The sequence below is a fragment of the Halorubrum sp. Ea1 genome (genome assembly GCF_002252965.1).
Classification (GTDB): Archaea; Halobacteriota; Halobacteria; order Halobacteriales; family Haloferacaceae; genus Halorubrum.
On sequence record NZ_NHPG01000007.1, the window covers coordinates 1 to 25,073 of the forward strand.

Below are 25,073 nucleotides of genomic sequence, written 5' to 3' on the forward strand. Positions count from 1 at the left end.
CCCCCCCATCGACCGCACTAATAGAGGCGACACCCCCCCATGACCGATGAGGAAAGAAGATCAAGGGGGTCCCTCGCCAAACGCGAGAATGAGATCCACAACGTCGCGACGACCGTGGACCGTAGAGGAAACGACGCGAAGCCCGAGAGGAGATCGAGCGTCGACCGCGCTCGCAGCAGCAACACGATCGTCGCCGTCGACGAGAAAAGACGAGCTCGCACCGAGTATCAGAAACCGGAGAGAAACGAGACGTAGACCGTCGCGAGAGATGACGCGAAGTGACCGATCGACTGACGTCGATCGTGGAGAAGACCGCAACGCAACGCGTGTGCTCGAACCCCAGATGATGACGTGGATCGTCGCCGTCGACGACGCAGATGATGACCGCGAAGTGAACGCGAGCTCGGACTTCCGAGGATGAGGAACGCGTCGTAGTCCGCGAGACAGATCGACGCGTCGCGACCGTGGAGCCAACAACGCGCGTCGCCGTCGAACACGCCTCGACGCCGACCTTGCTTACACATAGACAGCTACAGTAACAAGCCTTACGTGGGGGTGCGCCGCTCACAGCGACTTCCCACGACGAACGACGCCCGAGATGAGACGCGAACAACAGCGCACCAGAGCGCGACCGAGTGTACCGCGTTGACCGCGAGAGACGACCGTCGATCGCGGAGTGACCGCACCGCACGCTCGCCGCGTGGACCGCAACCAGCGATCGCGGAGTGCCGCCTCAGCTACCGCGACCGAGTCGCGCTCGAACCGCACCGTCCGTCGTCGTCGCCAGCGTGGATCGTCGCCAGCGATGTGAGCGTGACCCCCGAGTGTGTGAGTCGCGAGAGTGGAGTGTGGAGTCATTTCTACGCAACTCCCGAGCAATAATCCCCACGTCGGAGAGGGGTTCCAACAGGAGAACGAGACAGCGATAAACGGATCTATTCCGGACCGCACTGATCCGAATCGCGCTTCTCACGGAGTAATTCAGTCGCAGGGGCGTCCGTCGTTGCCTCCGCGTTTCGCGCAGCAAAGCCCGCCATCTCCGACGCAGATGGAACTCGTTTGATGAATACCTCTCCAGTGTCCGACTCGTAGAATGCGACGAGTCCTGGAGGGTTAGCTCCGAGTTTATTACGGACCCGGTCTGGGATCGTCATTTCCCCCGACTCAGAGACGGAGGCTGTCTCGACCAGATCCATTTTGATACTGTCGAAACCGGTAGCCTCGGTCGATTCATCTCTGTCCATATCGCACCTGTGTGAGCAACGTACTTCAGTATACTCTCGTTCAAAACGGTCAGAAGGCATCAAGACCCTCGCATCCGGATTCCGGCGCTTTACGAGAGGGTTATCCGATGTTTATTGAGATTGCTGATAAAGGCTTCACATGAACGTAAGTGGGGCCGAAACCGTGCTATGACTCACCAACAGGCTGGTGTAGTCGGATCCCACCCATCTGCCCACATTCTGTAGTTCAGAGAACGGATGCGACATTGAGCTAAATAAGGGGGAACCACTATGGACGGACCGATGGGTATCCATAGATATAGACACCTCCGGATACCACATACCAGCCGATTTATTTGATCCCCGAGACATAATTACATGGCCCGAAATACCTGTGGGCGCTCCGCGAAGGCGGGGGAGCGGACGATGCGGCGCCGGCGACTGCTGAGAAGCACCGTCGGTGTCACCACGACGGGCACGCTGGGCGCCGTGTATACTGACGGCGGGATCGACTCTGGAGGCGGCGACGCGGCGGGCGATGATACCGCCGTACAGAGACGCGACGACGGATCTGGGCCGGTTGACGCTCGGTCACCGAGCGAGCTCACGCTCATCGCCCACCGCGGATTTGCGGGCGAAAATCCGGAGAACACCGTCACCGCGGCGCGGGTAGCCGCGAGCGAGAGCGTCCCGGCTGACGGCGGTGGGACGACGAGCCGGCGAGCCGACATCATCGAAATCGATGTCGTTCCGACGGCCGACAACGATGTAGTTGTGTTTCACGACGCCAATCTGTCCGGACGAGACGGCGGTAGCCGTGGGCTCACGGACGCGACAGGTGTCGTCTGGGAGACCGAGACTGCGACCGTCACCAGTGCGGAGGTACTCGGTAGCGGGGACACGGTCCCGCGACTATCGACGCTCCTCGATGTCGTCCCCCCGGACGTAGGCGTGAATGTCGAGTTGAAGAATCCGGGAAAATATGACCTGCGGTTCGCCGAGAAACTCTCCGACTCGGCGCTCGCGGACCGAGCGGCCGCCTGGCAGCCGTTCGTCGATCGCGTCGTTGAGGTGCTCGACGAGCACGACAACGAGTTCCTCTGCTCGTCGTTCTACGAAGGAGCGTTGGCGGCGATGCGTAACGCGTCGTCGTACGCGGTGGCACCCATTCTATGGGAGTCGGTCGGCGACGGGCTCGCCATCGCTCGGGAACACGACGCCGCGGCGGTTCACGCGCCGATGAAGCTCATCGCTGGGACGCCGTTCCACGACACCGCACTCACCGCCGGTGTCGACCTCGTCGCGGAGGCTCACGCGGACGGGCGCGACGTGAACGTGTGGACGGTCGACACGTGGTATCAGGCCGATTGGCTCGCCGCCGCCGGCGTTGACGGTATCGCCGCCGACTACTCGGGTCTGCTTCCGCGGGCAACTGACGCATCGGGCTCGGGCGGACGGCCCTGACGGTTGCACGGCAGCTACCCCTGTCAGCGGTCGTCCGCCGTCAGTCTCCGTACTGGATAGCGCTACGCGTTACGCGCGACCGAGAACCCGAATTCCTCTGAGATTGAACTGCGCGACTCACCAAAGTATATACCACACAATACGTTTCAGTGCAGTCGTATCGCTCCGTACTGGTGCGGATTTTCGCGGACCGAATGGATGTCTACTGGGCGATTCCTACCGTTCATGTCATCTATTATAAGAGCTTATTATTGCTATCACGGAGTTGCTCGTGTGGCCAACGCCAACAATGCAAGCGAGAGGCGGCGTCGATTTCTACGAACGACCGGAGCAGCCGCGGTCGGCTTCGTGTCGGCTGGGTGCCTCGGGGCGACATCCGACGGCTCCGAAGACGCTGGAGGGTCGAGCGACTCGTCGAGTTCGACCAACAGCGCAGACTCGGGAGGCAGCGGGGAGACGACGATCAACTGGTGGCACGCGATGGGGGGAAACCTCGGTGAAACGGTTGACGCGCTCGCGGCCGACTTCAACGAACAGTCCGACGGCGTGACCGTTGAAACCAGCTACAAGGGGAGTTACGACGAGACGCTCAACGCAGTTACGTCCGCGATCGGGGCGGGCGAAGCGCCGGAGCTGGCACAGATCGTGGACCTCGGAAGCCGACTCGCGATCGACAGCGGGGCGTTCGAACCGATGGAGGAGGCGCTTCCGAGCGACCGGATCGACTGGTCAGACTTCCAAGATCCGGTTATCGATTACTACTCGTTCGACGACACGGTGTACTCGATGCCGTTCAACTCGTCGAACCCGATCTTCTACTACAACAAGGATATGTTCGAAGCGGCCGGGCTCGACCCGGAGTCGCCGCCCGAGACGTTAGCGGAGGTCAGGGAGGCGAGCGAGACGATCGTCGATCAGGGGATCGCGGAGCAAGGGATTACATTCGCTAACGTCTCGTGGTTCCCCGAACAGTGGTTCGCAGAGGCGAACGTCCCGCTCGTGAACAAGGACAACGGCCGCACGACAGACCCCACGGAGGCCAACTTGGACACCGACACGGCCGACCGGATCTTCACGTGGTGGGCCGACATGCACGCAGACGGCCTGTACAACCACGCCGGCGTCGGCAACTGGGGCGCCGCACAGCAGGCGTTCCTCAACGGACAGACGGCCATGTGGATATCGTCGACGGCCGGCGTCGCCTCGGCGACCGCGGGAGCCGAAGAGAACGACTTCGAACTCGGAACGGGGTACTACCCGACGGCCGGTGAAACACGGACCGGCGTCGTCATCGGCGGCGCGTCCCTTTGGATGACCCGCGGCCTGTCCGACGAGAAGAAGCAGGGGCTCACCGACTTCCTGCTGTGGTTGGCTGAAGCGGAACAGCAGGCTTTCTGGCACCAGAACACTGGGTATTTCCCGATCAGTGACAGTGCGGTCGAATACCTCGATGAGGACGGCTGGTTCGATGAGAACCCCAACTTCCAGACCGCGTTCGACCAGCTTCAGGAAACGGAACAGACAGTAGCGACGCAGGGGTGGCAGGCCGGGCCGGCGTCGGAGGTTCGAACTATCATCCAAGACGGATACGTCAGTATGATTAACTCCGACGTGACCGTCGATGAAAAGCTCGCTAGCATGAAATCGGAGGCCGACGACGCCCTAGAAAGCTACATCCAGAGCAAAGGGAACTGACATGGGCGTTCACGAGAACACCTTCGACAGCACGTTAGGGGCGTACCTCCTCCTGCTACCGACGCTCGTCGCGATCGTCGCGTTCCTGTATTACCCGTCGTTACAGACGCTCAGGTTCAGCTTCTTCCAGACCTTCCTGTTCGGGCAGAACACACGGTTCGTCGGCCTGGCGAACTTCACCGAACTCCTGAGTTCCCAAGTGTACCTCACGAGCGTCGGGTTGACAATCGCGTTCGCAGCGATAGTCGTCGTCGGATCGCTCGCCGTCGGACTCGCTGTCGCGTTCCTGTTGTACGAGGTCAGCGACGGCAAAGCGGCATACCTGATCGCGGCGATTTGGCCGTACGCGCTGCCGACGGCGGTTGCCGGGACAGTCCTGTTGTTCCTCGCTCATCCGAGCGTCGGCATTTACACGCACTACATCGAGGCGTGGTTCGGCGTCGAGGTCGACTGGTTCACCGTCGGCTGGCAAGGGTTCGCTGTCGTGGCCATCGCGGCGATCTGGAAACAGATCGGGTACAACGTGATCTTCATGCTCGCCGCCCTGAACAACGTGCCCGAATCGCTCAACGAAGCGTGCGAACTCGACGGGATCGAGACGTGGCGACGGCTCGTCCGCGTGTACATTCCGCTCATGTCTCCCACATTAGTGTTCCTCGTCGTGATCAACACGATCTACGCGTTCTTCGGGAGCTTCGCGCTCATCGACCTGATGACGCAGGGCGGACCGACGAATGCCACCAACCTGATGATCTATCAGCTGTACCGTGACGCGTTCCAATTTAACAACCTCGGACTCGCCTCCGCTCAGTCCGTGATCCTGTTCGTGCTCGTCGCCGGGCTCACGTTCGTCCAACTGCGCGTGTCCGACCGCTACGCACACTACTGATGTCACTAGACACCGAAGACACCGCAGTCGGCACCCGAGAGGACGAACCGCTGTCAATAATCTCCGACACCCGGTTGGTCCCGGCGCAGTGGCGCGTCCACCTCGGACTCATCGGGTCGATCCTACTGATGGCCTCGCCGCTCCTGTTGGCGTTCGTCATGAGCACACAGACCGTTCCGGAGGTGTACGATATTACCAACGTCGGGATCGGAAGCGACGGACTCGCCAACTACGTCGAGGTGTTCACGACCTACGGCATGGCCTCGTACATGTTCAATTCGCTGGTGATGTCGATCGTGGTCACCGTCGCGAAAATCGCAGTGAGTCTCCTCGCCGCGGTCGCGCTCGTCTTCTACGACTTCCGATTCAAGAACGCAATCTTCTTTCTGATTCTATTTACGCTGATGTTCCCGGTTCCGGTGCGCATCGTCCCGCTGTACGAGATGATGGCCGCACTGGGATGGACGAACACGCTGTTAGCTCTCACCGGACCGTACGTCGCGAGCGCGACAGCCGTGTTCCTCCTCCGGCAGCATTTCATGTCGATCCCCGACTCACTGGTCGAGTCGGCCAAGGTCGACGGGGTCGGTCCCCTGCGCTTCCTCTGGGACGTGTTGATCCCGATGTCGCGGGGCATGATAAGCGGACTCAGCGTGATCACGTTCATCTACGCGTGGAACCAGTACCTGTGGCCGCTGATCGTCATTTCCGACCAAAACAAACAGGTCGTACAGGTCGGCATGAAATACCTTCAGTCAGTCGGGAACGCTGGCCAGACCGACTGGGGGCTCATCATGGCGGGCGCCGTGTTGACGTTGCTGCCGCCGCTGCTGGCGCTCATCGTCTTCCGCGGCCCGCTGCTGGAAACCTTCGGACTCTCAGAATGACCGGAATCACGACGACAGACTTGGTGAAACGCTTCGACGACCTCACCGCGGTCGACGGCGTCGACCTCAACGTTCGCGAGGGCGAGTTCCTCGTTTTGGTCGGCCCGTCGGGCTGTGGGAAGTCGACAACCCTGCGGTTACTCGCCGGGCTCGAATCTCCCACGGAGGGCGCCGTCGCAATCGCCGACGAGGACGTGACAACGACGTCACCGGGAGAGCGCGACGTCGCGATGGTGTTCCAAAGCTACGCGCTGTACCCGCACATGACCGCGAGGGAGAACATGACGTTCGGCCTCACGACTGCCACTCAGTTCACCGACGACGAGGTCAACGACAGGGTCGCAGAGGCGGCCGAGATACTCGATATCGAGGACCTCCTCGACCGGACGCCCTCTGCGCTCTCCGGGGGCGAGCAGCAGCGCGTCGCCATCGGCCGCGCGCTGGTTCGCGACCCGGAGGTGTTCCTGATGGACGAGCCGCTCAGTAACCTCGACGCGAAGCTCCGCGTGCAGATGCGCGCCGAGCTCGCCGAGTTACACGCCCAGCTTCAGACGACAACGTTGTACGTCACACATGACCAGGTCGAAGCGATGACGCTCGGCGACCGGGTCGCGGTCATGAACGACGGCGAGATACAGCAAGTCGCGCCACCGCAGCTGTTGTACGACGCGCCCGCGACCCGGTTCGTGGCCGAGTTCATCGGTAGCCCGGGGATGAACACGGTCGAGGGCACGATCAAGCGACGCGGCGACGCCGTCCACGTGACGTGGGAGCAAAACACCGTTCCGCTCCCGCGTCCGGTTCCCGAAGCCGTCACGTCGCGCGCAGGCGAGAGCGTCGTCCTCGGGGTTCGCCCTGAAGACCTCTCACAAGAGAAGCGCGGGCCGCTGAATATGGAGGTCACCGTCACCGAACCGCTGGGCGACTCGCTGCTTACGCGGGGCGTTGTCGGTGCCACCGAAATGGAAGTGAGCCTCCCGCCACGGTCGGCGGTCAATGTGGGTGACGTGCTGTCGCTGACCGCCGATCCCCAGCGGCTGCACCTGTTCGATGTCGAGACCGGAGCCGCGTTCTACCACTCCGCCGACGACGTCGCCTCAGAGGCGACCGACCAGACCGCCCGCGACGCGCCACGGAGCAGAACATGAATGGCGTCGAAACGCAGTACGACGCCGTCGTCTTCGACAACGACGGTGTGCTCACCTACCCGACAGACGAGTCGGTCCTGACGGAAGCGTCTCGGAGGGCGTTCGCGGGGTTCGATATCGACCCCGCTCCGAGCGATCTCCGCTCGCTCGTCGATGAGCTCTCAGTGGAGACGGTGCGAACGCTCACCGACCGGTACGAACTCGATGCGGACGAGTTCTGGCGTCGTCACGAGGCGGAACGCACTGCTCTGCAGTTGGAGGCGATCCGAGACGGTGAGAAACCGCTCTACGACGATGTCGGGACGCTTGCCGATCTCGCGGTACCGACAGCGATCGTGAGCAACAACCAGCACGCGACGGTGGAGTACATCGTCGCGGAGTACGGCCTCGAGACGATGTTCGAGGCGTACTACGGACGAAAACCGACGCTTCGAGGGCTCGAGCGTCGAAAACCGGACCCGTCGTATCTTGAGACCGCGCTCGACGCGCTGGATGTCGACTCGGCGCTTTATGTCGGTGACAGCCGCGTCGATATCGCGGCGGCACGCGCCGCCGGCGTCGACTCGGCGTTTATAAACCGTCCGCACCGGCGCGACTACCGTCTCGACATCCAACCGACCTACCAGCTCGAAACCCTCGCAGCCATCCCCGACCTCCAGCCACGGTAATCACACCCATACCTCACTTATGGATCCACGAATTGGTTTCGTCACGTCAGTAGCATCGGATCTCGAAACGCAGTTGCGATTCGCCGGCGAGCGCGAGTTCGACTACGTCGAAGTGCTCATGGACGGAAAGCATAACCACGAGCGTCTCACGCCACAGGCGACGGCTATCAGACAGATACTCGACGATCACGGACTTGACCTGCTCGTTCACCTCCCGTTCCCGACTGACATCGGGTCACCGTACGAGCCAGTCCGTACCGGAGCTATCGAGACGCAACAGACCTGTATAGATATCGCGGCCGAACTAGGGGCGGAAAAGGCCGTCCTTCATCCGGAGTCCTCCGCGTGGACAGTCGCGTGGGACCAGGAGGAACTCCGAGAGTACATCGACGGATCGGTCGCCGAACTGACCGCGTACGGCGCCTCGCGGGACGTCGAAATTTGTGCTGAGAACATCTTCGGTAGCCCGTATACCATCGAACACATAGACGAACTGCTCGCTGCCACGAACGCGTCGATGACGCTCGACACCGGTCACGCCCGGGTGACCGGATACGACGCGACGGAGACGGCCGCGTTCGTCGCTGATCATGCAGACCGAATCTCGCACGTCCATGTGAATGACACGCGCCGTCCAGCAGACGAACATCTCCCGTTCGGCGCCGGAAACCTCGACTTCGAACCCATCTTCGACGCGTTCCCGTCTGACTGGCAGGGGACACTCTCGCTCGAAGTCGGGACACAGTCACTCGACTACCTCGGTGAGTCGCGCTCGCAGTTGGACCGATACCTCTGATCCCCGGCGTCGCGGAGCCGGGGACCGTCAACCGCTGCCATTTGTTGTGAGTCGGAGTCCCTCGCCGCGAGGTGCGTAACTCGACAGTCGCCGGCCACACAGGACGGGTATCCCACACACGATACCGGACGTACTCAGGTGACGTGGGTCGGTTGAGCAATCGTCGACCGGCTGCGATCTGTGCGGGTGTCGCCGTCGCGTGTCCGTTCGTGTCGACCCAGAAGGGAGCCCCGCCGTGATGAAGGAGGTGGTCGAACACGAACGACTGCGGAATCGGGACGACGCGATCCCGTCCATGTCGAGCAGCGTGATGCCGTTGTCGAGTGATGGTCGCAGTATCTCCTCTATGGGTGGATCAGCGTGGCCAGCGAGGAACCGATTGCGAGCAGCCCCCGTGGCGGCTGATCCACTGCCAATCGGTCCGAGGTTGGGTGCTTTTCGGTCCTCGACTCGACGTCATCAATCTAGATATGCCGCGGCGTGGCGCTTCCGTGTTTTCAGAATCTAAGGGCTCTGTTGAAATCCTCAATTGGTGATATGTTCTTGGAGGCGTGCTGCATACAGGGCGCGAATGTGGCACGTCGCAGTGACGAAATCAGCATAGTTCGATTCGGTCAGTACAGGGAAATCACAAATTACTTGATAAACTTAGTTCGCTGAGTCTGGGTTCCCGTTCGGTCGAAGTACCGTATTAAAGAGAAGCACAAGTCCTGTAAGTACGACTACGCCCCCAATTGAGCGAGCAGCAGTCGATATCCCTGTCGTGTAACCACGTACCGCAACAGCGATATCACCGAGTGCCGCAACTCCAAGCCCGAGCAAAAATACAATTATGAAGAGTAGATAGCGAATCGATTCAAGTAGTTCATCTGTTTTGGAGGGCATCAAAACCAGTTCGAGTGGTGTTTGTGATAACTTTTTTGAAATCGTAAACGACTGATCAGTTCGCAGGCAAGTTCTATCGGTTGGTTCAGGATTCATTTTGAGAAAATAACGCAGTCCCCGTGCTGACTACATCCTCTGTATCTCTCACGCCGATCTTATCAGTTCTTCAGGATTTCAACAGAGCGAAATAATCCAACAAACGCCAACCCGAACTCTGCCACCGGATTTTCGTCACTGGTCGGCTGATTCCAAGACGGTTTCCGCGGTCGCCGTCACCCCGTCTTCTAGTTAACCAACAATTTGGGATAGTCCGGCAAGTTGTTGGTTAAGTTCGGCCATCATCACGGTACATACTCTCTTCTACGGAAATCAGCAGTCAGTTCGACACGCGGAAGGTCCGAGTAGTGTCTCGATTGCCGTGGACGACGTCGACCTCCACGAGATCTAACGAGGTGAAGATGTGATTCCAGTCTCGGTAGTACAGGGGAGTGCCCTCGTCGACGTAGTTCACATCTGGGTCAGACGACGATGAATCACGTATTGGAGCCTCGACCTCCGCTGTGACCAAGATGTTATTCGTCACTCGAGCTACGTCCTCGAAGGCCCACTCAACATCGGGATGGAGGTGTTGGAGCGTTTCGACCGAATACACCGCATCGAACTGTCCGTCGTCGAAGTCTCCGATGATGTCTTCTATCGGCCCGCAGTGAAACGTTCCGTCGGCGGCGAGTGTGGGGTAGGTCTTCCGCATCGTGTCGAATGCCTCGGCGTTGATGTCGACGCCAGAGAGGTTTTCGAAGCCGCCGTTGTCGAGGTGTTTGAGATGGCGGCCAGACCCACACCCGAGTTCGAGAACCGTTGCGTCACGAGGGAGGTGTCCGCTGAGAATATCGCGAATTACCGTGCTCGTCTCATTCGGACCGTAATGTGCGTAGTACGCTGGTGAGTATTCGCCCGCCCGGTCTGTCCACGTGTTTCGGACGGAATGAAGATCCACGTGTATCAACACGGGCAACGGTGTAAAACGCCGTCGGACAACGCCTGACTACAGAACGGGCGTATTCCGACCCTCACTATCGATTTGTGAGATCGGCGACGCAGCTACCGAATCGACGAGTGAGTACTCGCGGTCACGACTCGTGCCTTCTGTTTCGAGGAGGTTGTAGTCGGCCATCTTCGAAAGGTAGGTCCGAACGGTGTGCTTCGTCGGCGGGTCGTCGACCGCCTCAGTATAGCGGTCGTGGATCTCGCTTGGTCCGAGCGGGCCGTGGTCGCAAACGATATTGTAGACGACGCGCTGGTATGGGGTAAGTGAATCGAGGCTTTTCTGCTTAATTTGTGCCCGAGCGTCTTCGGCTGCATCGAGGAGGATGTCGTTGGTGATTTCCTCGTGATTAGGACATGTATGATCTTACGGGCTTTCAGCGGGACTTATTGTACGTAATCGCTGGTCTGGATGATCCACATGGGCTTGCGATCAAAGACGAGCTCGAGGACTACTACGAAAAAGAGATCCACTACGGCCGTCTCTATCCGAATCTCGACACGCTTGTTGAGAAAGGGCTCGTGGAAAAGAGTCAGCGCGATCGACGAACCAACGAGTACACGACTACTCGTCGAGGCACCAGAGAGATCGAGGCACGAGCTGAATGGGAAGCCGAGTATATCGACTACGACGGCTGAAACGTCGCTATCGAGAACAACCTGTGCCTGCTACTTTTCCAGAATTGAGTCGAGCTTACTCTTTCTCAAAGAGGCGCCGAAGGCGGCGGGTAGCAGGGTAGTTCACTCCAAGTCGTACCCCCATTCCCGGAGCGTCGCAACGATTTCATCTGTGTGTTGAAGTCCGACAAGTAGCGCAGCTTCACGCAGATCGGCCTTTTTGACTGACTCTCCGAGCTCTGACTCTAGCGTTCGTGTCGTCTCACGCTGGGTGTTGACCGTCGATTGCTGGAGATGAAGTTGGACAGTCTGCTCACGGCCGTCGGTAATACTGCTTCGGGTAAGTACCCAGGGGAGCTCTTGTCGAGACGATCGAGGCTTACTGTCTCTCGTAGTTTGTATCGCAGTATCTGATGTATCACTTTCTGTTGGTTCTGTCGTTCTGTCGGTAGGATCAGCTTCTGAGGTAGCGTCAGCCTCGTTGGTTGTCTCTGTGCTCCCCCAGTCGTCGTCAGCAGCTCCGCTTTTAAACCCCCCCATCACGCGGTCACCTCTTGTTCGTCCTCATCAAGGGCTCCTGGCTCAGGTGGATTCGGCGCCTCAATTCCCCCTTCGCCTTCGATGAATCGGCCAATACGGTCAAACTGCGCAAGCGTCTCTACTTCGTAGTCACGTCGACGATTACGGTGAGTCTGAACGTAGTTGAACGCGGAACACTGCTGACGCCAACAACCCTCCATCAACGACGTTCGGTCTCCGATGACTTCGGGGACCTCATACGGGATTGTTTCGAGCATCTCTTCCTGATCGCGTGTGCCCTTGAATCCGATCGGCACCGCACCTAACACGCCGACATCGATGTTGAGCTGGTCCGCAAAGTTCGTCGCGAGCTCTTCGAGTCCTTCGACGGCAGCTTTCCCCTTTGCCGATGGCTCAATCGGAAGCAGCAGATTCCGCGTTGCGTAAATCGCGTTATAGAGATGCGATCCTTCGGTTGCCGGTGGATCGCAGATGAGTATATCGTATTTGTCGGGTACGCCCGCTTCGCCGAGAACCCGTCGCAACTGTGCGTGGACGTTGTATGCGTCACCAAAGTCTTCGGCCTTTTCTTGTTCTCTATCGAGGTGCTGGGTGAGATCAGACAGCGAGTTATGTTCTGGAATGATGTCAATTCCTTCCGCTGTTTCGATGAGATCCTCAAATGGACCGCGTGGGCTTCCAACCATGTGACGGACTAAGCTATCCGCACTGGCGTCTGCTCGATTGGTGTCAACCCCAAGAAGGCGGCTTAAATCGCCATCTTGTGGGTCAAGAGGGACCACAAGTACGTCGAGGCCCGCTCGTTGGTGAGCAACTGCCGCATTCGCTGCGAGTGAAGTTTTACCGACCCCACCCGCTTCACTGTATACCGTATACGCGAGCATATAGCCATGATTCGGCTCTTAGCTAATGAATGTACGTCAGACACTCATCCAACTATCTAAGATAGCTTACTTAGACAACTAAGAAATCTAAGACACATATCTTAGACATGTACCTAACTTACTAATCTTAGTTATCTTAGATTGTTTTCTCAGTTCTATGTCTTAGATATCTTTGTGAGACGGCTCAGAACAATATCAAGGCCACGAACAGCAGTTCTTGACTTATTTCTGGTCTTAGTCTCACTGCATACCGCTATCGATCGTTTACCCGCTGATCCGTCTGTGAGAACGCGTCGGTCGCCATGTCGGCGCGTTCAGCGGCCTCGATGTGCTGGTACGCCTCGCGGACCTGTTCCTCACTGTTGTCGAGATATCGCGCAGCAGCGGCGTATCCGAACTGTCGAACAAGCACTTCCCCGACCCCCCGTCGACCACCATGCAGTTCGAGATAATCGCCATCGAAGGAAAGATCGAGATCCGCACGGCGCTCAGCGAGCTCATCATGCGTCCAGAGTCGTTTCATGATGGACCGTGCCCCATCCGTCGTGAGGGGCTTCGGTTCGTTGAGATCGTACTCGGCGGCGGCGATCAGGTCGGGCGTCCCACTGCGGACGCGCTCGATCGCGTCGTCGTCGAGGCCGGCGTCGGCGAGCCCCTCGATGACGTGTGAGGCGAGCGACGGCCGGTGCAGCGTCGTGAACACCGGCCACGACTTGGGCACGTCCAACACCTCGGAGTATCGCTTCAACGGCGTGATGACGGGCTGAGGGAGTGAGGCCGCCTTCCACTCGCGACTCTTCCGGAACACCGTGACGCTGCTGTCCGCAAACGAAACGTCACGCCAGCGAACCCCGTTGCGGCCCTCGTGATCCTCTTTCGGCGCGGAGAGAAACTCCGCGCCGCGGAGGCCGGTGTAGGCGACGACGTACACGAGCGCCTGCTCGCGACAGCGCTGGTATGCCTCGAACCGAGCCCGCTGTTTGGCCTGCCACGCCTCGCTCTCCGGGTCGCCCCGGTCGGCGTGGGGCACCTCGATCGCGCCGAGCGCGTCGAATGCCTCGGAGACGCGACGATCGACGAACTGCGTAATCAGGTCGCGATGGACCGACTCCCACGCCTGCTGGTCACCTGGGCGGCGTCCGTCGTTCTCGGGGAGCGGGTCTTCGGCATCGGACTCGCGGGCGTAGTGCCGCGGGATGTAGCCCTGTGCGTGTGCCCATCCGCACCAAGACGCGACGTGGGCGTAGTAAGTAAGCACGGTCCCGGCGGCGTAGCCGGCGGTCGAGAGGTAGCGCGCGTAGTCTGAGAACACTGTGGTGTCGAGATCCACGAACCGGATGGTGTCGCTGTCGACAACGCCAGCCCACGACTCGGGCGGGGAGGCGTTTACCGGGTCAGCCGTCTCACCAAGACACCAGCGCCGGAATCGATGCAGCTCGCGCTCGGCGTCGGCACGGTACGCGCCCTGCTCGCCGGCGTCACCCTTCCCCTTGTCCATGAGGTATTTCGTGAATGTGTCGTCGATCGCAGTCTCGACGGAGCGGCGACCCGTCATTGGACTTCCGGAGTGTGAGGGTTGTGTCGTCGGAACGCCGCTCCAGCAGCGGTCGGGCTGGAGCGTCCGTCAGTGGAAGCGTCGGCCATGATTCTGAATCTGCCTCGTTTGGGGCCACGGGTGAGGGTCACTAAGAACTTACTCTGTCTTACTCAACTAAGACAGGGTAAGTGATTTCGGGCACTATGTGGTTTTGTGAGAGCTAATCCGGTGGTATCGGGTACGAGAGCCATTCTTAGCGCATAGCTTCATTAGTAAATTGTATATCGCTATATGAATCTTTCGCGGTGGGAAAGTTCCGGAAGTATGCCAATGGAAACCTACAGACGAACTGTTCAATAGAGGTATGGGCGACGAGGCCGAACCACACTTCCGAAACAGTACGAACGTCCGACTCTAGTCCTGCTAGCGAATTTCGATCATACAGCGGCGTTGAATCGTACACCGGCCACTCAACCTGCGATTTTCGAGCAATCCGGCGAAAGACGGAACATCGGGTCTCACGAGTTGGTGCCACTGTGAGATGCTGAACGGAACCCGCTCAAAAACGTCCCTCTCTGTCGTGTAGTCAATCATCAGCAACAGCATCGCCGCAGTGAGTGTTATGCTTTGGACCCAGATTCGTCGGTCACATCGTCGTCACCTGCCCAGACGCGTTCGGTAGCGAACTCTCGGATGATCGCGGTGTACTTGTCGGGACGCTCGATACTACAGGTGTGTCCCGCGTCCGGAACCACGCTAGTCTCAGCCGCCGGGAGCTTCGGTTCGAGTGTTTCGGCGGCGTCGGGATTGAGGCGATCCTCTGCCCCATTGAGAAGGAGTACTGGGTCGTCGAAGCTTCGGAGCTTCGTCAGGAAGTCAAGGCCAGCCAGCGCCATCGCTCCCTGCCCGTAGCCAGCCAGCGAGATTCCACCATTGATGACGGTCGCAACGATATCTGGCGGGAGGGGCCCGTCTTCGAGGTCGGCTTTGACGCCGTCACGGAAGCGACGGTCGAGCGGGCCGATCGCCGCCCGGATCCGGTTGAGGAGTCCGGCGACCCACGTCGTCACGCCGAGTACGCCTCGGTAGTCCGCACTGGCCCCCGACAGCACCAACCCGGCGACCCAGGCCGGTCGCCTGGCAGCGTACTCGACGGCGAGGTACCCACCCAGCGACTGGCCGACGACGAGTGCCGGTTTGTCGGTCTCGTCTCCGAGGATGTCGTCGAGTGACGGCAGCAGCATCTCGTCTGCGGCTGGGTCGGCTTGATCGGCCAAGGTCCGATTGCGGTCAGCCCCCCGTGTCGGCTTGTCGGCCGCCATTTGGTTCGATGATCGGTGATTTCCCATACCCGATAACTAGTCACCCTCTCAATAAGCGACGGCGCGGCGCTTCCGGACTTCCAAAAAGAACTGTACCAGACGTCAATTTGAACTCTATCACCGGATCGTGAGGAGTAGGAGACTGTTTCCAAGACGCTTTCCGGGATGGCCGAAGCCTTTGATTATCGAATTAACCAACATTCCGGTATGTCCCGGCAGATTGTTGGTTAATTTAGCTATCCTCATTGTACTGAGCCCGTCGATGACCTCTGTCGATATGATATTCTAGAATATGATTATTCAGAATATTTTCATCAGGCACAACAGAAACCACGGCAGCTCCAACTGGAACAGTTCGTCGAAGCTGCGGCCGACACGGTTCTTAGTCTCGAAGACATTCGTCCTGATTGTTGCCCGCGACCCAGGAAACGCATCTTACCGGTCAGCCTCGACAGATACACTCGTGTGACACCGTGTCATATCGATGAGGTGGCGATGGATATCGTCGGCAAGCCGGTACATTGCCTCAGCCTGTTCCTTCGTTGCGATACCGAGTCTGTAATAGGTCTTCGTTCGGTTTCGGTTCCACAGCTCGGCAAGTTCCTCTCCGAACGCGTCGTCGTAGAGGCCTATTTCGGCACCGCGTTGGTAGAGTCGGCGGTGGCTACTGATGACCTCCGCCGCGGACATTGCCCCATCGTGAATCAACCGGAACTGGATAGTGCGCTCGATGGCGACGAACGCCGACTCGATCACGACCGTGTAGTACCCTTGGTCGAGGAGATTTGATCCCACCTCCAGCAGCCGACAGGCACGGCGAAGTTGGACCAACTCCGCGTCGTCGACATCCAATCCCTCCTCGATCGTTCCGGGACTGCCCTCGAAGGTCCGCTCGGCTTCTCCCAATTGGTCTCGGATATCGTCATTCATCGGCATACACCTCGGTTCGGAGTTCGGAGAGTTGGTCGGAGCCGACCAACGTGATCCCGTCGTCGAACTGAGGGCGAAGTTGATCGCCGATTCGTTGGACGCTGTCCGTCGATTCGACAAGCGGCTGGAACGTGTACCGATTCCCTTCGAACCGTTGGTCTTCGAGATCGCTAACAACCGTCTGGACAGTCCGGCGAGCTGCCGTTTGGTCTTCGTCGACGATCACCAATAGGTCGATGTCGCTGGCCCTATCTGCCTTTCCCCGAGCGACGCTTCCGAATAGGACGACCCCGACTAATCCATCCAACTCGTCCTGAAGTCGTTGTAGAAATGCCTGAACTGGTTGGTGGAACTCGCTCTGTGGGATCGAGAGAATTGGATCTGGTTTTGTGAGCCGTTCACGGTTGATCTGGACCTGCTGAGTCCGCCCGTCTGGTGCGAGCTCGATGACATCGAGCTCGGAAAGCAATGTCACCGCCTTTGAGATCGTTCCCTTATTTGCCCCTGTGAGGCTTGCGAGTTCGCTTATCGAGTACGTCGCATACGGCTGATCTATGAGAACGTTGAGAACGTCTTGCATTGCTTGGTATCGGAATACCCGATCCTCCGGAAACGGATAGCGTAGCTCTATTGAGATCGACTCTTTCCTATTAGGCATATGATTCCTATTAGGAAATAGTATGAAAACTCTGGTGGTGAACTGGCCAAATTACGAAACCGGCGACGCAGCCGCTGAGTCGACGAGCGAGTACTCCCGGTCCCGACTCGTCCCTTCTGCCTCAAGCAGATTGTACTGGGCCATCTTCGAAAGGTAGGTCCGGACGGTGCGCTTCGTCCGCGGATCGTCGACCGCCTCAGTATAGCGGTCGTGGATATCGCTGGGTCCGAGCGGGCCGTGGTCGCGAACAATATCGTAGACGACCCGCTGGTGTGGCGTGAGCGAGTCGAGACTCTTCTGTTTGATTTGGGCCCGAGCATCTTCAGCAGCGTCTAGGAGGATGTCGTTAGTGACCTCCTCGTGATTTTCGCGGTCAGCCGTGCTGGCTGCGCTGCGAAGCACCCCGATCGCGAGACGGGCATCACCAGCAGCGGCATCAGCGATCTGATAAAGCTGCTCGTCGGTGATGACGCCGTTTTCTAGGCCCCACTTCGTTCGAGCACTCAGAATGTCGTAGAGTTGCTCGTTGTGGTACTTGTCCATCCGGACGTGTTCGCTGGAGCGCAGCCGGCTCACAAGGCGATCGTCGACGCGGCTGAACAGCTCTTCTTCTTTGTTCGCGATACAGATTACCGCGAACTGCTCCATACTGTGGAGGTCGTAGATGAGGCTCGGGTCTTCGAGTTGGTCGACCTCGTCGAGGATGACGACGGTTCGAGGACCGTCGTACTGTTGGAGTCGCTCAATAAGCTTGTCGTGGGGTGTCGACTGGCGATGGATGTCTATCGTCGCGCCGATGTCGTCGAGGATCTGGTACAGCGTTCGGAAGCGGCTGTAGTTTCGCCAGCAGTTGACGTAGGTGGCCTCGACGTCGAGCACTTCCTCGCGGAGCCGTTCGGTAACGAACTTCGAGACACAGGTTTTACCCACACCGCTCGGGCCGGTGACGATGGCCGTGTCAGCCGGCTCGCCGTTCGCGATCGGTTCGAGAACGCTCGAGAGGTGGTTGACTTCGGCGTCGCGATGCTCGACTTCTCGAGGGACGAACCCGGCGCGGAGGACGCGAGCATCACGGATCATCGGTCGGTGGGTAGTTATTCTCAGCGTGAGTGATATAAGTGTGACCGGGGAGATTCCGGAAACGCTCTGATCGCAGTGGTATCTTCACCTCGATTGCTCCGCCGTCTCTCGATTCTGATTGTGGAACCACACTGTTTCCGGAAACGTCCAGGAACCAAGTCAACGGTGTGGAGCTCGCTCTATACTGGTCACAGTAGTTCGAGCCGGCTGGACCTCATGGAGAGCCCTGTCTGACGTGCTCATCGAGATCGCTAGGTCGCAGATACAGACAGACAACTTTAGCTCTGGTTGCCTGCGTCAAATACGGCGGCCAAGTCCTCGAGAAGCTTCTGTGGTGACCTCTCATCATCGCGAGACGGAAGTGGTGCTTCCCAGCAGTCGATCTGGAGTGTGTGTGCATTCGATACCGGCCCCGACTCAGATATCACATTAAAGATGCCGGTGCGATAGATAGCCAGTAGTCGCTGGTCATGAACACCGACATAATCGATACCTGTCCGGTCCAGAACTGTAGGAATATCGGCCGGCTCAGATAGCGAGATAGAGGCGCTTGGAGACGCCGAGTCACTCATACCATGGCTTCGTCCATCACACGGATAAAAACCAGCCTCAAGAAAGGTCCGGATACAGTATATCGGTAGCTCTCACACCCCATATTCGATATGAAATCGAAGATTGACGTAGTAGTAAGATGACTCTCACACACCGTCTTCGATATGAAATTGGTTCTTCCACAGCGAAAGTTGCTCTAAATCTAATTTGTACGGTCTAATACGGCAGTATTAGTGTTTTGCTCGAGCATTTCATCTCGAAGAACCTGCTGCCATTCCTCACGATGAAATCTCGTGGACGGGCTCGGACACAGTGTTTCTGTATTTCATTTCGATGACGGGGTGTGTGGATGGGGCCGATTTCCGGGCTAGATGGCTTCATATCGGCGGAGGGGTGCTCACTTCGAAGAATATCTACTGCGGACAGGACTCTGAGGTGGGATTTCATTTCGAAGAAGGGGTGTCTGTCTTGCTGTCTGAGATTTCATATCGATGGCGGGGTCTTCACTTCGAAGTTGGTGTGTGATGATATGAAAGAGGCAGGAAATTCATTTCGACGGAGGGGTGTTCATATCGACAACGCCCCCTTCATTTCGACTCCGCCCCCTTCATTTCGACAAAGGTTATTAGCGGTTAGATCACAATGCCCGTTATGCAAGGCGACGAACCCGACTCGGGGCAGCCAGATACCGATTCTGGTGGGTCACAAGAGTCCGGATCATCTGTCGTGGATAGTATCCTCGATGGAGACGTACAGACTGTTTTTGAAAACAAGGACCTCGTTGACTCGAGTACGATTGTCGATCAGGATCGGATCTACGGCCGGGACGAGCAACTCGCTGCCGAAGCTCGGGCGTTTCGGGACACTCTCGATGGTGAGCGACCGCCGGATCTGCTTTTGTACGGTCCCAGTGGAACAGGCAAGACCTTGACGGTGAAAGCCGTCGCGAACAAAGTCAAAGAACGAGCTCAGGAGAGCGGTATTGAGTTCGACTTTGTGGCAGCCAATTTCAAAACGATGGAGTCCCACACGCTCGACCGCGCTGTGTGGAAGCTAGGCCACCAGACGGCACGGAAAGCGGGCGTGGTTTGGGATGTCCCTCGGTCGGGTGTCTCGACCGATATGAAATACACCCGGCTCTACGAGATCGTCGACGATCACTTCGACTCACTCGTGTTCATCCTCGACGAGATCGGCGCGCTGACCGGCAGTACGGGCGCAGACGAACCGGCGTACTCCCGACTGCTGTATAGTTTAAGCCGAGTTATGTCGGAACAGCATGTTGATACACAGCTGTCAACGGTGGTTGTCACTAACTACCCGAAGTTCCGCGAGAACCTGGACAGCCGGACTGACAGCTCCTACAATCCGAACGGGATTCATTTCTCGGATTACGACGCCAACGAGCTCATCGAAATTCTCGAACGACGTCGAGATGCGTTTAAAGACGACGCCCTCGAAGACGGAGTAATCGAGATCGTGGCCGCGTACGGTGCTCAAAACGAAGGTGACGCGCGTCGCGCGATCGATCTGCTCCGTGATGCTGGAGAGATCGCGAACCGGGCGGGCGACCCGGTGGTGACGCAGGACCACGTCAGATCGGCAAACGACTCTGTGGTGAAAAATCGGGTCCTTGAGATCGTTGGTGGGATGTCTGTACAAAAGAAGCTGTCTCTGTACGCTGCCGCCCTTGTCGCGAAAGAGAATGAAGGAGCGGCTCCGAGCCCCGTGGTGTACGACATCTACAAAATTCTCTGTGAGGGAAGCGACATGGAGATATACACACAAGAAACAGTCAACAGCCACATCAATAAGGCCGGGACGTACGGTGTTCTGGAAAGCGAACGGGTCAGTGGTGGATTCAAATCGGGTGTCCACTTGGGTTTCAAGTTCACCGAGCCCGTTGGGGCTGTTCTAGATACATTGAGCGAAGACGAACGACTCCAAGAGATACCTACGAAAGAACTTGGGGAGGTCGTGAAGAGACGGTTGCGGGATTAGTAGTCCGGTCCGCACAGCCAGTTCGTACTCCTTATCAACCGGCTGTTTCAGATGCAGTGCGAAATAGTTCGAGGTCCTCATCATAGAGATATGACTCACAAGCCCGAAATCTGGCACTACTGCCGATCCTTCAGCACGAGTTCAGTGATATACGCCGACTACCGACGCGGTTATCATTCCAAAATCGGCAGCTCCAACGGTCCATTTTCGATGCGAGTGTCGCGTCGAGTGCATCCAACCGCTCTTGATACACGGTTATCGTGTCTTTCGATTCGTTTTCTGAGGTTGCCATCGCGTGGGTGATAGTTACGATTTTGCCGGCTAAAACCCTTCTAGCTCCTGATCGACCGTGTCAGATTCTTGACTAGAACCTGTGTGCTCCTCACTTTATCCACTATGAGAAGGGTCAATTAGTTCATCCCAGTCATCTGGATTCCATCAACGAGTGATCGATCGATGTCGTCGTACCCGATCGTCCGTCCGCCGTAATTATCAGCGAACGATTCAGCTTCGCTGGGTTCCGAGAACGGCATGAGATCTGGCCCCATTCCACCCATTACATCCGATTCGATGACGTATGTGAGGCCCGTCGCATCGGCGAATGTATCGGGTGCGGTCGGTGCTGGCATCTTCTTTCGCTCGGTGTCCTCAGGGATTTCCCAATCGACACGGGAATAGTCCGTGACGTAGACCGCAGTCGCCTCCGCACCGTCTGCTGCCAGATTAAAATGGTACGGGAAGAGGCCGTGTGCGAGCGTGTGAAACCAAGCAAGCTTCTCAGTACCTTCGGGGCCTTGTACGGGCCCCTGTCTGGGCTCTGGTTCTGTATCAGCGTAGAACACTTGCCCATTAGGACCCCCATGGTCTCCGATCACCATTCCACCTTGATAGTCCGTCTTTTGACCCGACAAATCCACCGGTTCAGGACTTGAGCCAGAGGATCCCCCAACGCAGCCAGCCGTTCCAATTACGACTCCCAAGCCGACTGTGTGAATAGCTTGTCGACGCGATACCAAATGCGATTCAGATTCAGATTCCATGGACATATTTCTTCGTATAGGATCAATACGGTTCTGGTACAGCTGTCGAACGCGGTTTGTCTTAGGAGAGAAACCACTCACAGAAGGCGTCTACTCCAGATCAACTAGCGCACAGAACAGTCTAGAGTGGACGATATCTGAGACCGATTAGTATGTACTGGGGCCGGGTTGCGGAGGACTCAGCCAAGCTAGTCGCTTGTGAGGCCTTCACCAAGCGAACCTAGGGCGTGGGCGTACACAGCGTATAGGATCATCGCAGCGATCAGGAAGTCGAGGCTGTGTCCGATAAAGTGGTGAACCGGCATCGGGACACCTCCCAGAACAGTCCCGGCGCCGACCAGCGACCGCAGGACTAGCACCCCAACTGCGGCGCTGATCAGCCGGTACTGGCCGGTCTGGCGGCGTCGATACGCGACGAGACTTACGAGAAACAGCGCACCGGTTCCGATCCCGGCGCACGCGATGACGGCCAGCAGCACGGGCGACCCTTGGACGGTGAGTGGCACGAGCGCCGAGAAGCCGGTCCGGGAGATGAGCGATACGATCACGACACTGGTCAGTATGCGTTCGACGTGATAAGAAGACACGGGGCGAAACGTTCCCGTGCGAGGAGAACGCCCCGACAGGTTTTATCTCTCAGCCGATCACGGGCAAATACTCACGATGGCGACGACCAGAGATCGGGTGCGACGACACGTCCGCGAGACGCCCGGCGTCCACTTCAACCAGGTGGAACGCGATCTGGACATCGCCACCGGACAGGCGCAGTATCACCTCCGACGACTGGTGAACGACGAGGAGTTGATCGTCGAGCGGATCGCTGGTCGAGCTCACTACTTCGATCCTACCTTCGACCCGTGGGAACGATGCGCGCTCGCGTTCCTTCGACGCGAGACCGCCCGCGAGATCGTACTGCGGCTCCATGCGGACGATCCTCTTCGCCCGGAAACACTAACCACAGAGTTGGACCTCGCGCGGAGCACGGTCTCGTGGCACGTCTCGACCCTCAGCGACGCTGGGATCGTCACGAAGTCCGACGACCGCCCGATGACGATCACGCTGACCTGCCCGGACCGCACGGCTGAGTTGCTTGAGGTGGTGTCGCCCTCGCTGCCAGACCGGCTCGTCGACCGGTTCATTCGGACCGTCGACAGCCTCTTCGAATAAGAAGCCGACTAGCTGGACCCGCCTGAATCGGGCGCAAGTGGCGCGTTCGAAGGTCACACCAGATACCTCAAGACCGCGGGACCGATACGCGAACGTATGGACCGACGGAGTTTCTGTAAAACGGCCGGCGTCGCGGGAGTCACCGCCGGCACTGCCGGTTGTCTTGGTGTCCTTGGTAGTAGTGGCGCCGAAGGAACCATTCTCGGACCGCCGGAGCAAGACCTCAGCGAGGCGTCATTCCCGAGCTACGGTGACAACATGCCCGAGTTCACCGTCCCCGACCCGATCCACGGCGAGGAGATATCGACGGCCCAGTTCGAGGGCGAGCGCGCGGTGCTGTGGACATCATTTTACACCAACTGTCCGGATGGGGTGTGTCCCGCACTCATTCTCCGGCTTCGTCGCGGACAGGAGGCCGCCGCTGAGGCGGGGTACGGCGACCAAGTCGCGTTTCTCCCCACCACGTTCGATCCCGAGCGTGATACCCCCGAGGCCCTCCGCGAGTACGCCGGGCAGCAGGGGGTTGACCTCGACGCGGGTAACTGGCACTTCCTCCGCCCAGAGACCTACGAGCGGGCCCAAGAGATACACGACGAGCACTTCGGTCTGAAGATCGAGAAGCAACCGGCGGATGACATCGAGAATTTAGCGTATCGCTTCCCGCACTACGGGCTCATCATCCTCGCCAATAAACAAGGGATCATCGAGCGGGCGTACTCACGGGGGCCGCGAACCGACATCGAACGGCTCGTCGACGACCTCGAACGAGTGGCCACCGCGTGACAGCTCGTGAGTTCCGGGAGGCCAGCTACCGTCGTTTTCCGCATCGTAGCCGACGAAGGGAGCCCGTCGCCTGTATCGAGCCAGCGAAATGTGGCCAGTACTCGGTCAGTGCCCCATCGCGCCCCCGAGGGGCTGGTAATGCGGGAACATCGGATGTGGGAGGTGAACACCGAGCGCCATCAGCCCGTGCGCGAGCAGCACGTACCCCAGCACGACGAACACCACACCGAGTAGCCGATGAACGCGTCGCCGGTGGGCAACGTCGATCGACTGGATAATCGTCCCATAGAGGAAGACGGCCGGAATCGTCCCAATGCCGAGGGCACCGAGAGCGATTCCCCCGGTGGTCGGGGAGCCGCTCGCGAAGGCGAACAGATACGCGGGATACAGCATCGGGCAGGGAAGAAACGCGTGGACGGCGCCGAGCCCGACAATACTCGGGCTGTTCACGTGTCGGTGAACCCTCGTTGCGAGCCACGACGTGACGCGCTGGACGCCCGGGATACGAATATCGCCTCCGCTTCCACCGATGACGTACCGAACGCCCGTCGCCACAATGAACCCCCCTACCGCGAGACCGACAGCACCTCGCAGGAGGTCGGCGATCGGTGTCAGCTGATCAGCGGTGACGAACACGACGCTCCCGAGCGCGCCGAAGAGGGCACCGAGAACTGCGTACGTTGTCGCTCGTCCGACGTTGAACAGGAAGTGCTGGCGAACCTCGTAGGTCGTGAGATGACCGGCACGCCCGTCGTTGGCTGTCACCGTCCCGCCGTCTGGCTGCGGGTTCATTTGCTTCGAGTACATCGTCACTAACGGCCCACACATCCCGATACAGTGTGCGCCGCCGAGCACGCCGATGAGAACGAAGAGGACGACGTCAATCCGGAGGAGCGACTCGATCATAGTCGTTCTCGGTTGCGCACGGATTTGTGTCGTCTGGTGTGTCTCTCGAACAAGCCCGGACAGATACCGAGGACGTGCTACTGTGACATCCTCCTCGCCGTAAAAGTAGTTGCCGAATCAGCTTGTATCGCCCATCGATCTGGTGTGAACAACGGTCTTCATTTATATAAGTAATAAAGAGAGATATAAATGGAATGTGCCGAGTTTGATGATCAGTATCCTCAATATGCGGCGTGTTGAGAGGTTCGGCAACTACTGTAAACGCCGGGATTCTCTCCTCGTAGAAAGATAGGCTAACAAGAGGTCGCACTCGGCTGGAGACGTTCGCAAGCACCTGGAGTGTAGCTCTTGGCGGA

The 25,073-nt window shown here is 58.5% G+C and carries 25 protein-coding genes and 2 pseudogenes; 12 read left to right on the plus strand and 15 right to left on the minus strand.

All coding sequences use genetic code 11. The features are described from left to right. Positions 1 to 39 precede the first annotated feature (39 nt). Positions 40 to 255, plus strand: a complete 216-nt coding sequence (locus DJ73_RS19515) for a hypothetical protein (protein WP_141212880.1) — start codon at positions 40 to 42, stop codon at positions 253 to 255. Positions 256 to 935: 680 nt separating this feature from the next. Here the strand turns inward: DJ73_RS19515 and DJ73_RS00460 are convergent. After that, positions 936 to 1,244 (minus strand): AbrB/MazE/SpoVT family DNA-binding domain-containing protein, encoded by a 309-nt coding sequence (locus tag DJ73_RS00460; protein WP_254921545.1) that lies wholly within the window; start codon positions 1,242 to 1,244, stop codon positions 936 to 938. A gap of 357 nt (positions 1,245 to 1,601) precedes the next feature. Between DJ73_RS00460 and DJ73_RS00465 the strand changes: the two genes are divergently transcribed. From DJ73_RS00465 to DJ73_RS00495, 7 genes are all read left to right on the plus strand, one after another. Then, complete coding sequence (locus tag DJ73_RS00465; RefSeq protein ID WP_254921546.1) at positions 1,602 to 2,687, plus strand: glycerophosphodiester phosphodiesterase; 1,086 nt, start codon at positions 1,602 to 1,604, stop codon at positions 2,685 to 2,687. A 198-nt stretch (positions 2,688 to 2,885) separates the two neighbouring features. Further along, entirely contained in the window at positions 2,886 to 4,382 is a 1,497-nt protein-coding gene (locus tag DJ73_RS00470; protein WP_254921547.1) for an ABC transporter substrate-binding protein, read from the plus strand. Between the two features lies 1 nt (position 4,383). Then, the gene (locus DJ73_RS00475; protein WP_094524346.1) at positions 4,384 to 5,271 is read left to right on the plus strand and encodes a carbohydrate ABC transporter permease; all 888 of its coding nucleotides are present in this window, start codon (positions 4,384 to 4,386) and stop codon (positions 5,269 to 5,271) included. Between the two features lie 128 nt (positions 5,272 to 5,399). Further along, a complete protein-coding gene (locus tag DJ73_RS00480; protein ID WP_394338276.1) occupies positions 5,400 to 6,158 on the plus strand; it encodes a carbohydrate ABC transporter permease in 759 nt (252 codons plus the stop codon). After that, positions 6,155 to 7,306, plus strand: a complete 1,152-nt coding sequence (locus DJ73_RS00485) for an ABC transporter ATP-binding protein (RefSeq protein WP_094524348.1) — start codon at positions 6,155 to 6,157, stop codon at positions 7,304 to 7,306. The genes DJ73_RS00480 and DJ73_RS00485 overlap by 4 nt, the downstream gene beginning before the upstream one ends. Continuing rightward, positions 7,303 to 7,974 carry an HAD family hydrolase gene (locus tag DJ73_RS00490; RefSeq protein WP_094524349.1) on the plus strand — a complete coding sequence of 224 codons (672 nt, stop codon included), beginning with the start codon at positions 7,303 to 7,305 and terminating at the stop codon, positions 7,972 to 7,974. Before DJ73_RS00485 ends, DJ73_RS00490 begins: the two co-directional genes overlap by 4 nt. 19 nt (positions 7,975 to 7,993) lie before the next feature. Then, positions 7,994 to 8,770: a sugar phosphate isomerase/epimerase gene (locus DJ73_RS00495; RefSeq protein ID WP_094557041.1), complete on the plus strand. Its 777-nt coding sequence runs from the start codon at positions 7,994 to 7,996 to the stop codon at positions 8,768 to 8,770. A gap of 148 nt (positions 8,771 to 8,918) precedes the next feature. On the opposite strand, the pseudogene DJ73_RS21275 reads toward DJ73_RS00495, so the two are convergent. The 4 genes and pseudogenes from DJ73_RS21275 to DJ73_RS20700 all read right to left on the minus strand — a co-directional run. Then, a pseudogene (locus DJ73_RS21275) lies at positions 8,919 to 9,234 on the minus strand (hypothetical protein); the annotation flags it as partial. A 184-nt stretch (positions 9,235 to 9,418) separates the two neighbouring features. Further along, complete coding sequence (locus tag DJ73_RS20555; protein ID WP_094524351.1) at positions 9,419 to 9,655, minus strand: hypothetical protein; 237 nt, start codon at positions 9,653 to 9,655, stop codon at positions 9,419 to 9,421. 376 nt (positions 9,656 to 10,031) lie between these two features. Next, the gene (locus DJ73_RS00505; protein ID WP_094557042.1) at positions 10,032 to 10,652 is read right to left on the minus strand and encodes a bifunctional 2-polyprenyl-6-hydroxyphenol methylase/3-demethylubiquinol 3-O-methyltransferase UbiG; all 621 of its coding nucleotides are present in this window, start codon (positions 10,650 to 10,652) and stop codon (positions 10,032 to 10,034) included. 48 nt (positions 10,653 to 10,700) lie between these two features. Beyond that, a pseudogene (locus DJ73_RS20700) lies at positions 10,701 to 11,051 on the minus strand (BlaI/MecI/CopY family transcriptional regulator); the annotation flags it as partial. A gap of 5 nt (positions 11,052 to 11,056) precedes the next feature. Here DJ73_RS20700 and DJ73_RS00515 point away from each other — a divergent pair. Continuing rightward, positions 11,057 to 11,338 carry a helix-turn-helix transcriptional regulator gene (locus DJ73_RS00515; protein ID WP_094557043.1) on the plus strand — a complete coding sequence of 94 codons (282 nt, stop codon included), beginning with the start codon at positions 11,057 to 11,059 and terminating at the stop codon, positions 11,336 to 11,338. A 518-nt stretch (positions 11,339 to 11,856) separates the two neighbouring features. On the opposite strand, the gene DJ73_RS00525 is transcribed toward DJ73_RS00515, so the two are convergent. From DJ73_RS00525 to DJ73_RS19520, 7 genes are all read right to left on the minus strand, one after another. Beyond that, entirely contained in the window at positions 11,857 to 12,741 is an 885-nt protein-coding gene (locus DJ73_RS00525; protein ID WP_094524355.1) for a ParA family protein, read from the minus strand. 253 nt (positions 12,742 to 12,994) lie between these two features. Next, positions 12,995 to 14,296 carry a site-specific recombinase gene (locus DJ73_RS00530; protein WP_094557044.1) on the minus strand — a complete coding sequence of 434 codons (1,302 nt, stop codon included), beginning with the start codon at positions 14,294 to 14,296 and terminating at the stop codon, positions 12,995 to 12,997. Positions 14,297 to 14,898: 602 nt separating this feature from the next. Continuing rightward, entirely contained in the window at positions 14,899 to 15,600 is a 702-nt protein-coding gene (locus DJ73_RS00535; RefSeq protein ID WP_176451046.1) for an alpha/beta fold hydrolase, read from the minus strand. 435 nt (positions 15,601 to 16,035) lie between these two features. After that, positions 16,036 to 16,530, minus strand: coding sequence for a hypothetical protein (locus DJ73_RS00540; protein ID WP_254921548.1), 495 nt, complete (start codon positions 16,528 to 16,530; stop codon positions 16,036 to 16,038). Next, entirely contained in the window at positions 16,523 to 17,110 is a 588-nt protein-coding gene (locus DJ73_RS00545) for a nucleotidyltransferase domain-containing protein (RefSeq protein ID WP_094557059.1), read from the minus strand. Before DJ73_RS00545 ends, DJ73_RS00540 begins: the two co-directional genes overlap by 8 nt. Before the next feature lie 129 nt (positions 17,111 to 17,239). Continuing rightward, on the minus strand, positions 17,240 to 18,268 hold the full coding sequence (locus tag DJ73_RS00550; RefSeq protein ID WP_094524358.1) for a Cdc6/Cdc18 family protein: 1,029 nt from the start codon (positions 18,266 to 18,268) through the stop codon (positions 17,240 to 17,242). Positions 18,269 to 18,546: 278 nt separating this feature from the next. Next, the gene (locus DJ73_RS19520; protein ID WP_141212009.1) at positions 18,547 to 18,840 is read right to left on the minus strand and encodes a hypothetical protein; all 294 of its coding nucleotides are present in this window, start codon (positions 18,838 to 18,840) and stop codon (positions 18,547 to 18,549) included. A 706-nt stretch (positions 18,841 to 19,546) separates the two neighbouring features. Here DJ73_RS19520 and DJ73_RS00555 point away from each other — a divergent pair. Next, positions 19,547 to 20,821: a Cdc6/Cdc18 family protein gene (locus DJ73_RS00555; protein WP_094557060.1), complete on the plus strand. Its 1,275-nt coding sequence runs from the start codon at positions 19,547 to 19,549 to the stop codon at positions 20,819 to 20,821. Positions 20,822 to 21,231: 410 nt separating this feature from the next. Here the strand turns inward: DJ73_RS00555 and DJ73_RS00560 are convergent, their stop codons facing one another. After that, positions 21,232 to 21,861: a nitrous oxide reductase accessory protein NosL gene (locus DJ73_RS00560; RefSeq protein ID WP_254921550.1), complete on the minus strand. Its 630-nt coding sequence runs from the start codon at positions 21,859 to 21,861 to the stop codon at positions 21,232 to 21,234. 188 nt (positions 21,862 to 22,049) lie between these two features. Then, positions 22,050 to 22,409, minus strand: coding sequence for a hypothetical protein (locus DJ73_RS00565; protein WP_212589833.1), 360 nt, complete (start codon positions 22,407 to 22,409; stop codon positions 22,050 to 22,052). Positions 22,410 to 22,524: 115 nt separating this feature from the next. Between DJ73_RS00565 and DJ73_RS00570 the strand changes: the two genes are divergently transcribed. Further along, positions 22,525 to 23,028 (plus strand): helix-turn-helix domain-containing protein, encoded by a 504-nt coding sequence (locus DJ73_RS00570; protein ID WP_094557046.1) that lies wholly within the window; start codon positions 22,525 to 22,527, stop codon positions 23,026 to 23,028. Between the two features lie 96 nt (positions 23,029 to 23,124). After that, positions 23,125 to 23,811, plus strand: a complete 687-nt coding sequence (locus DJ73_RS00575; protein WP_094557047.1) for an SCO family protein — start codon at positions 23,125 to 23,127, stop codon at positions 23,809 to 23,811. A 105-nt stretch (positions 23,812 to 23,916) separates the two neighbouring features. Here DJ73_RS00575 and DJ73_RS00580 read toward each other — a convergent pair whose 3' ends face one another. Next, positions 23,917 to 24,717 carry a sulfite exporter TauE/SafE family protein gene (locus DJ73_RS00580; RefSeq protein ID WP_094524363.1) on the minus strand — a complete coding sequence of 267 codons (801 nt, stop codon included), beginning with the start codon at positions 24,715 to 24,717 and terminating at the stop codon, positions 23,917 to 23,919. Between the last annotated feature and the right edge of the window lie 356 nt (positions 24,718 to 25,073).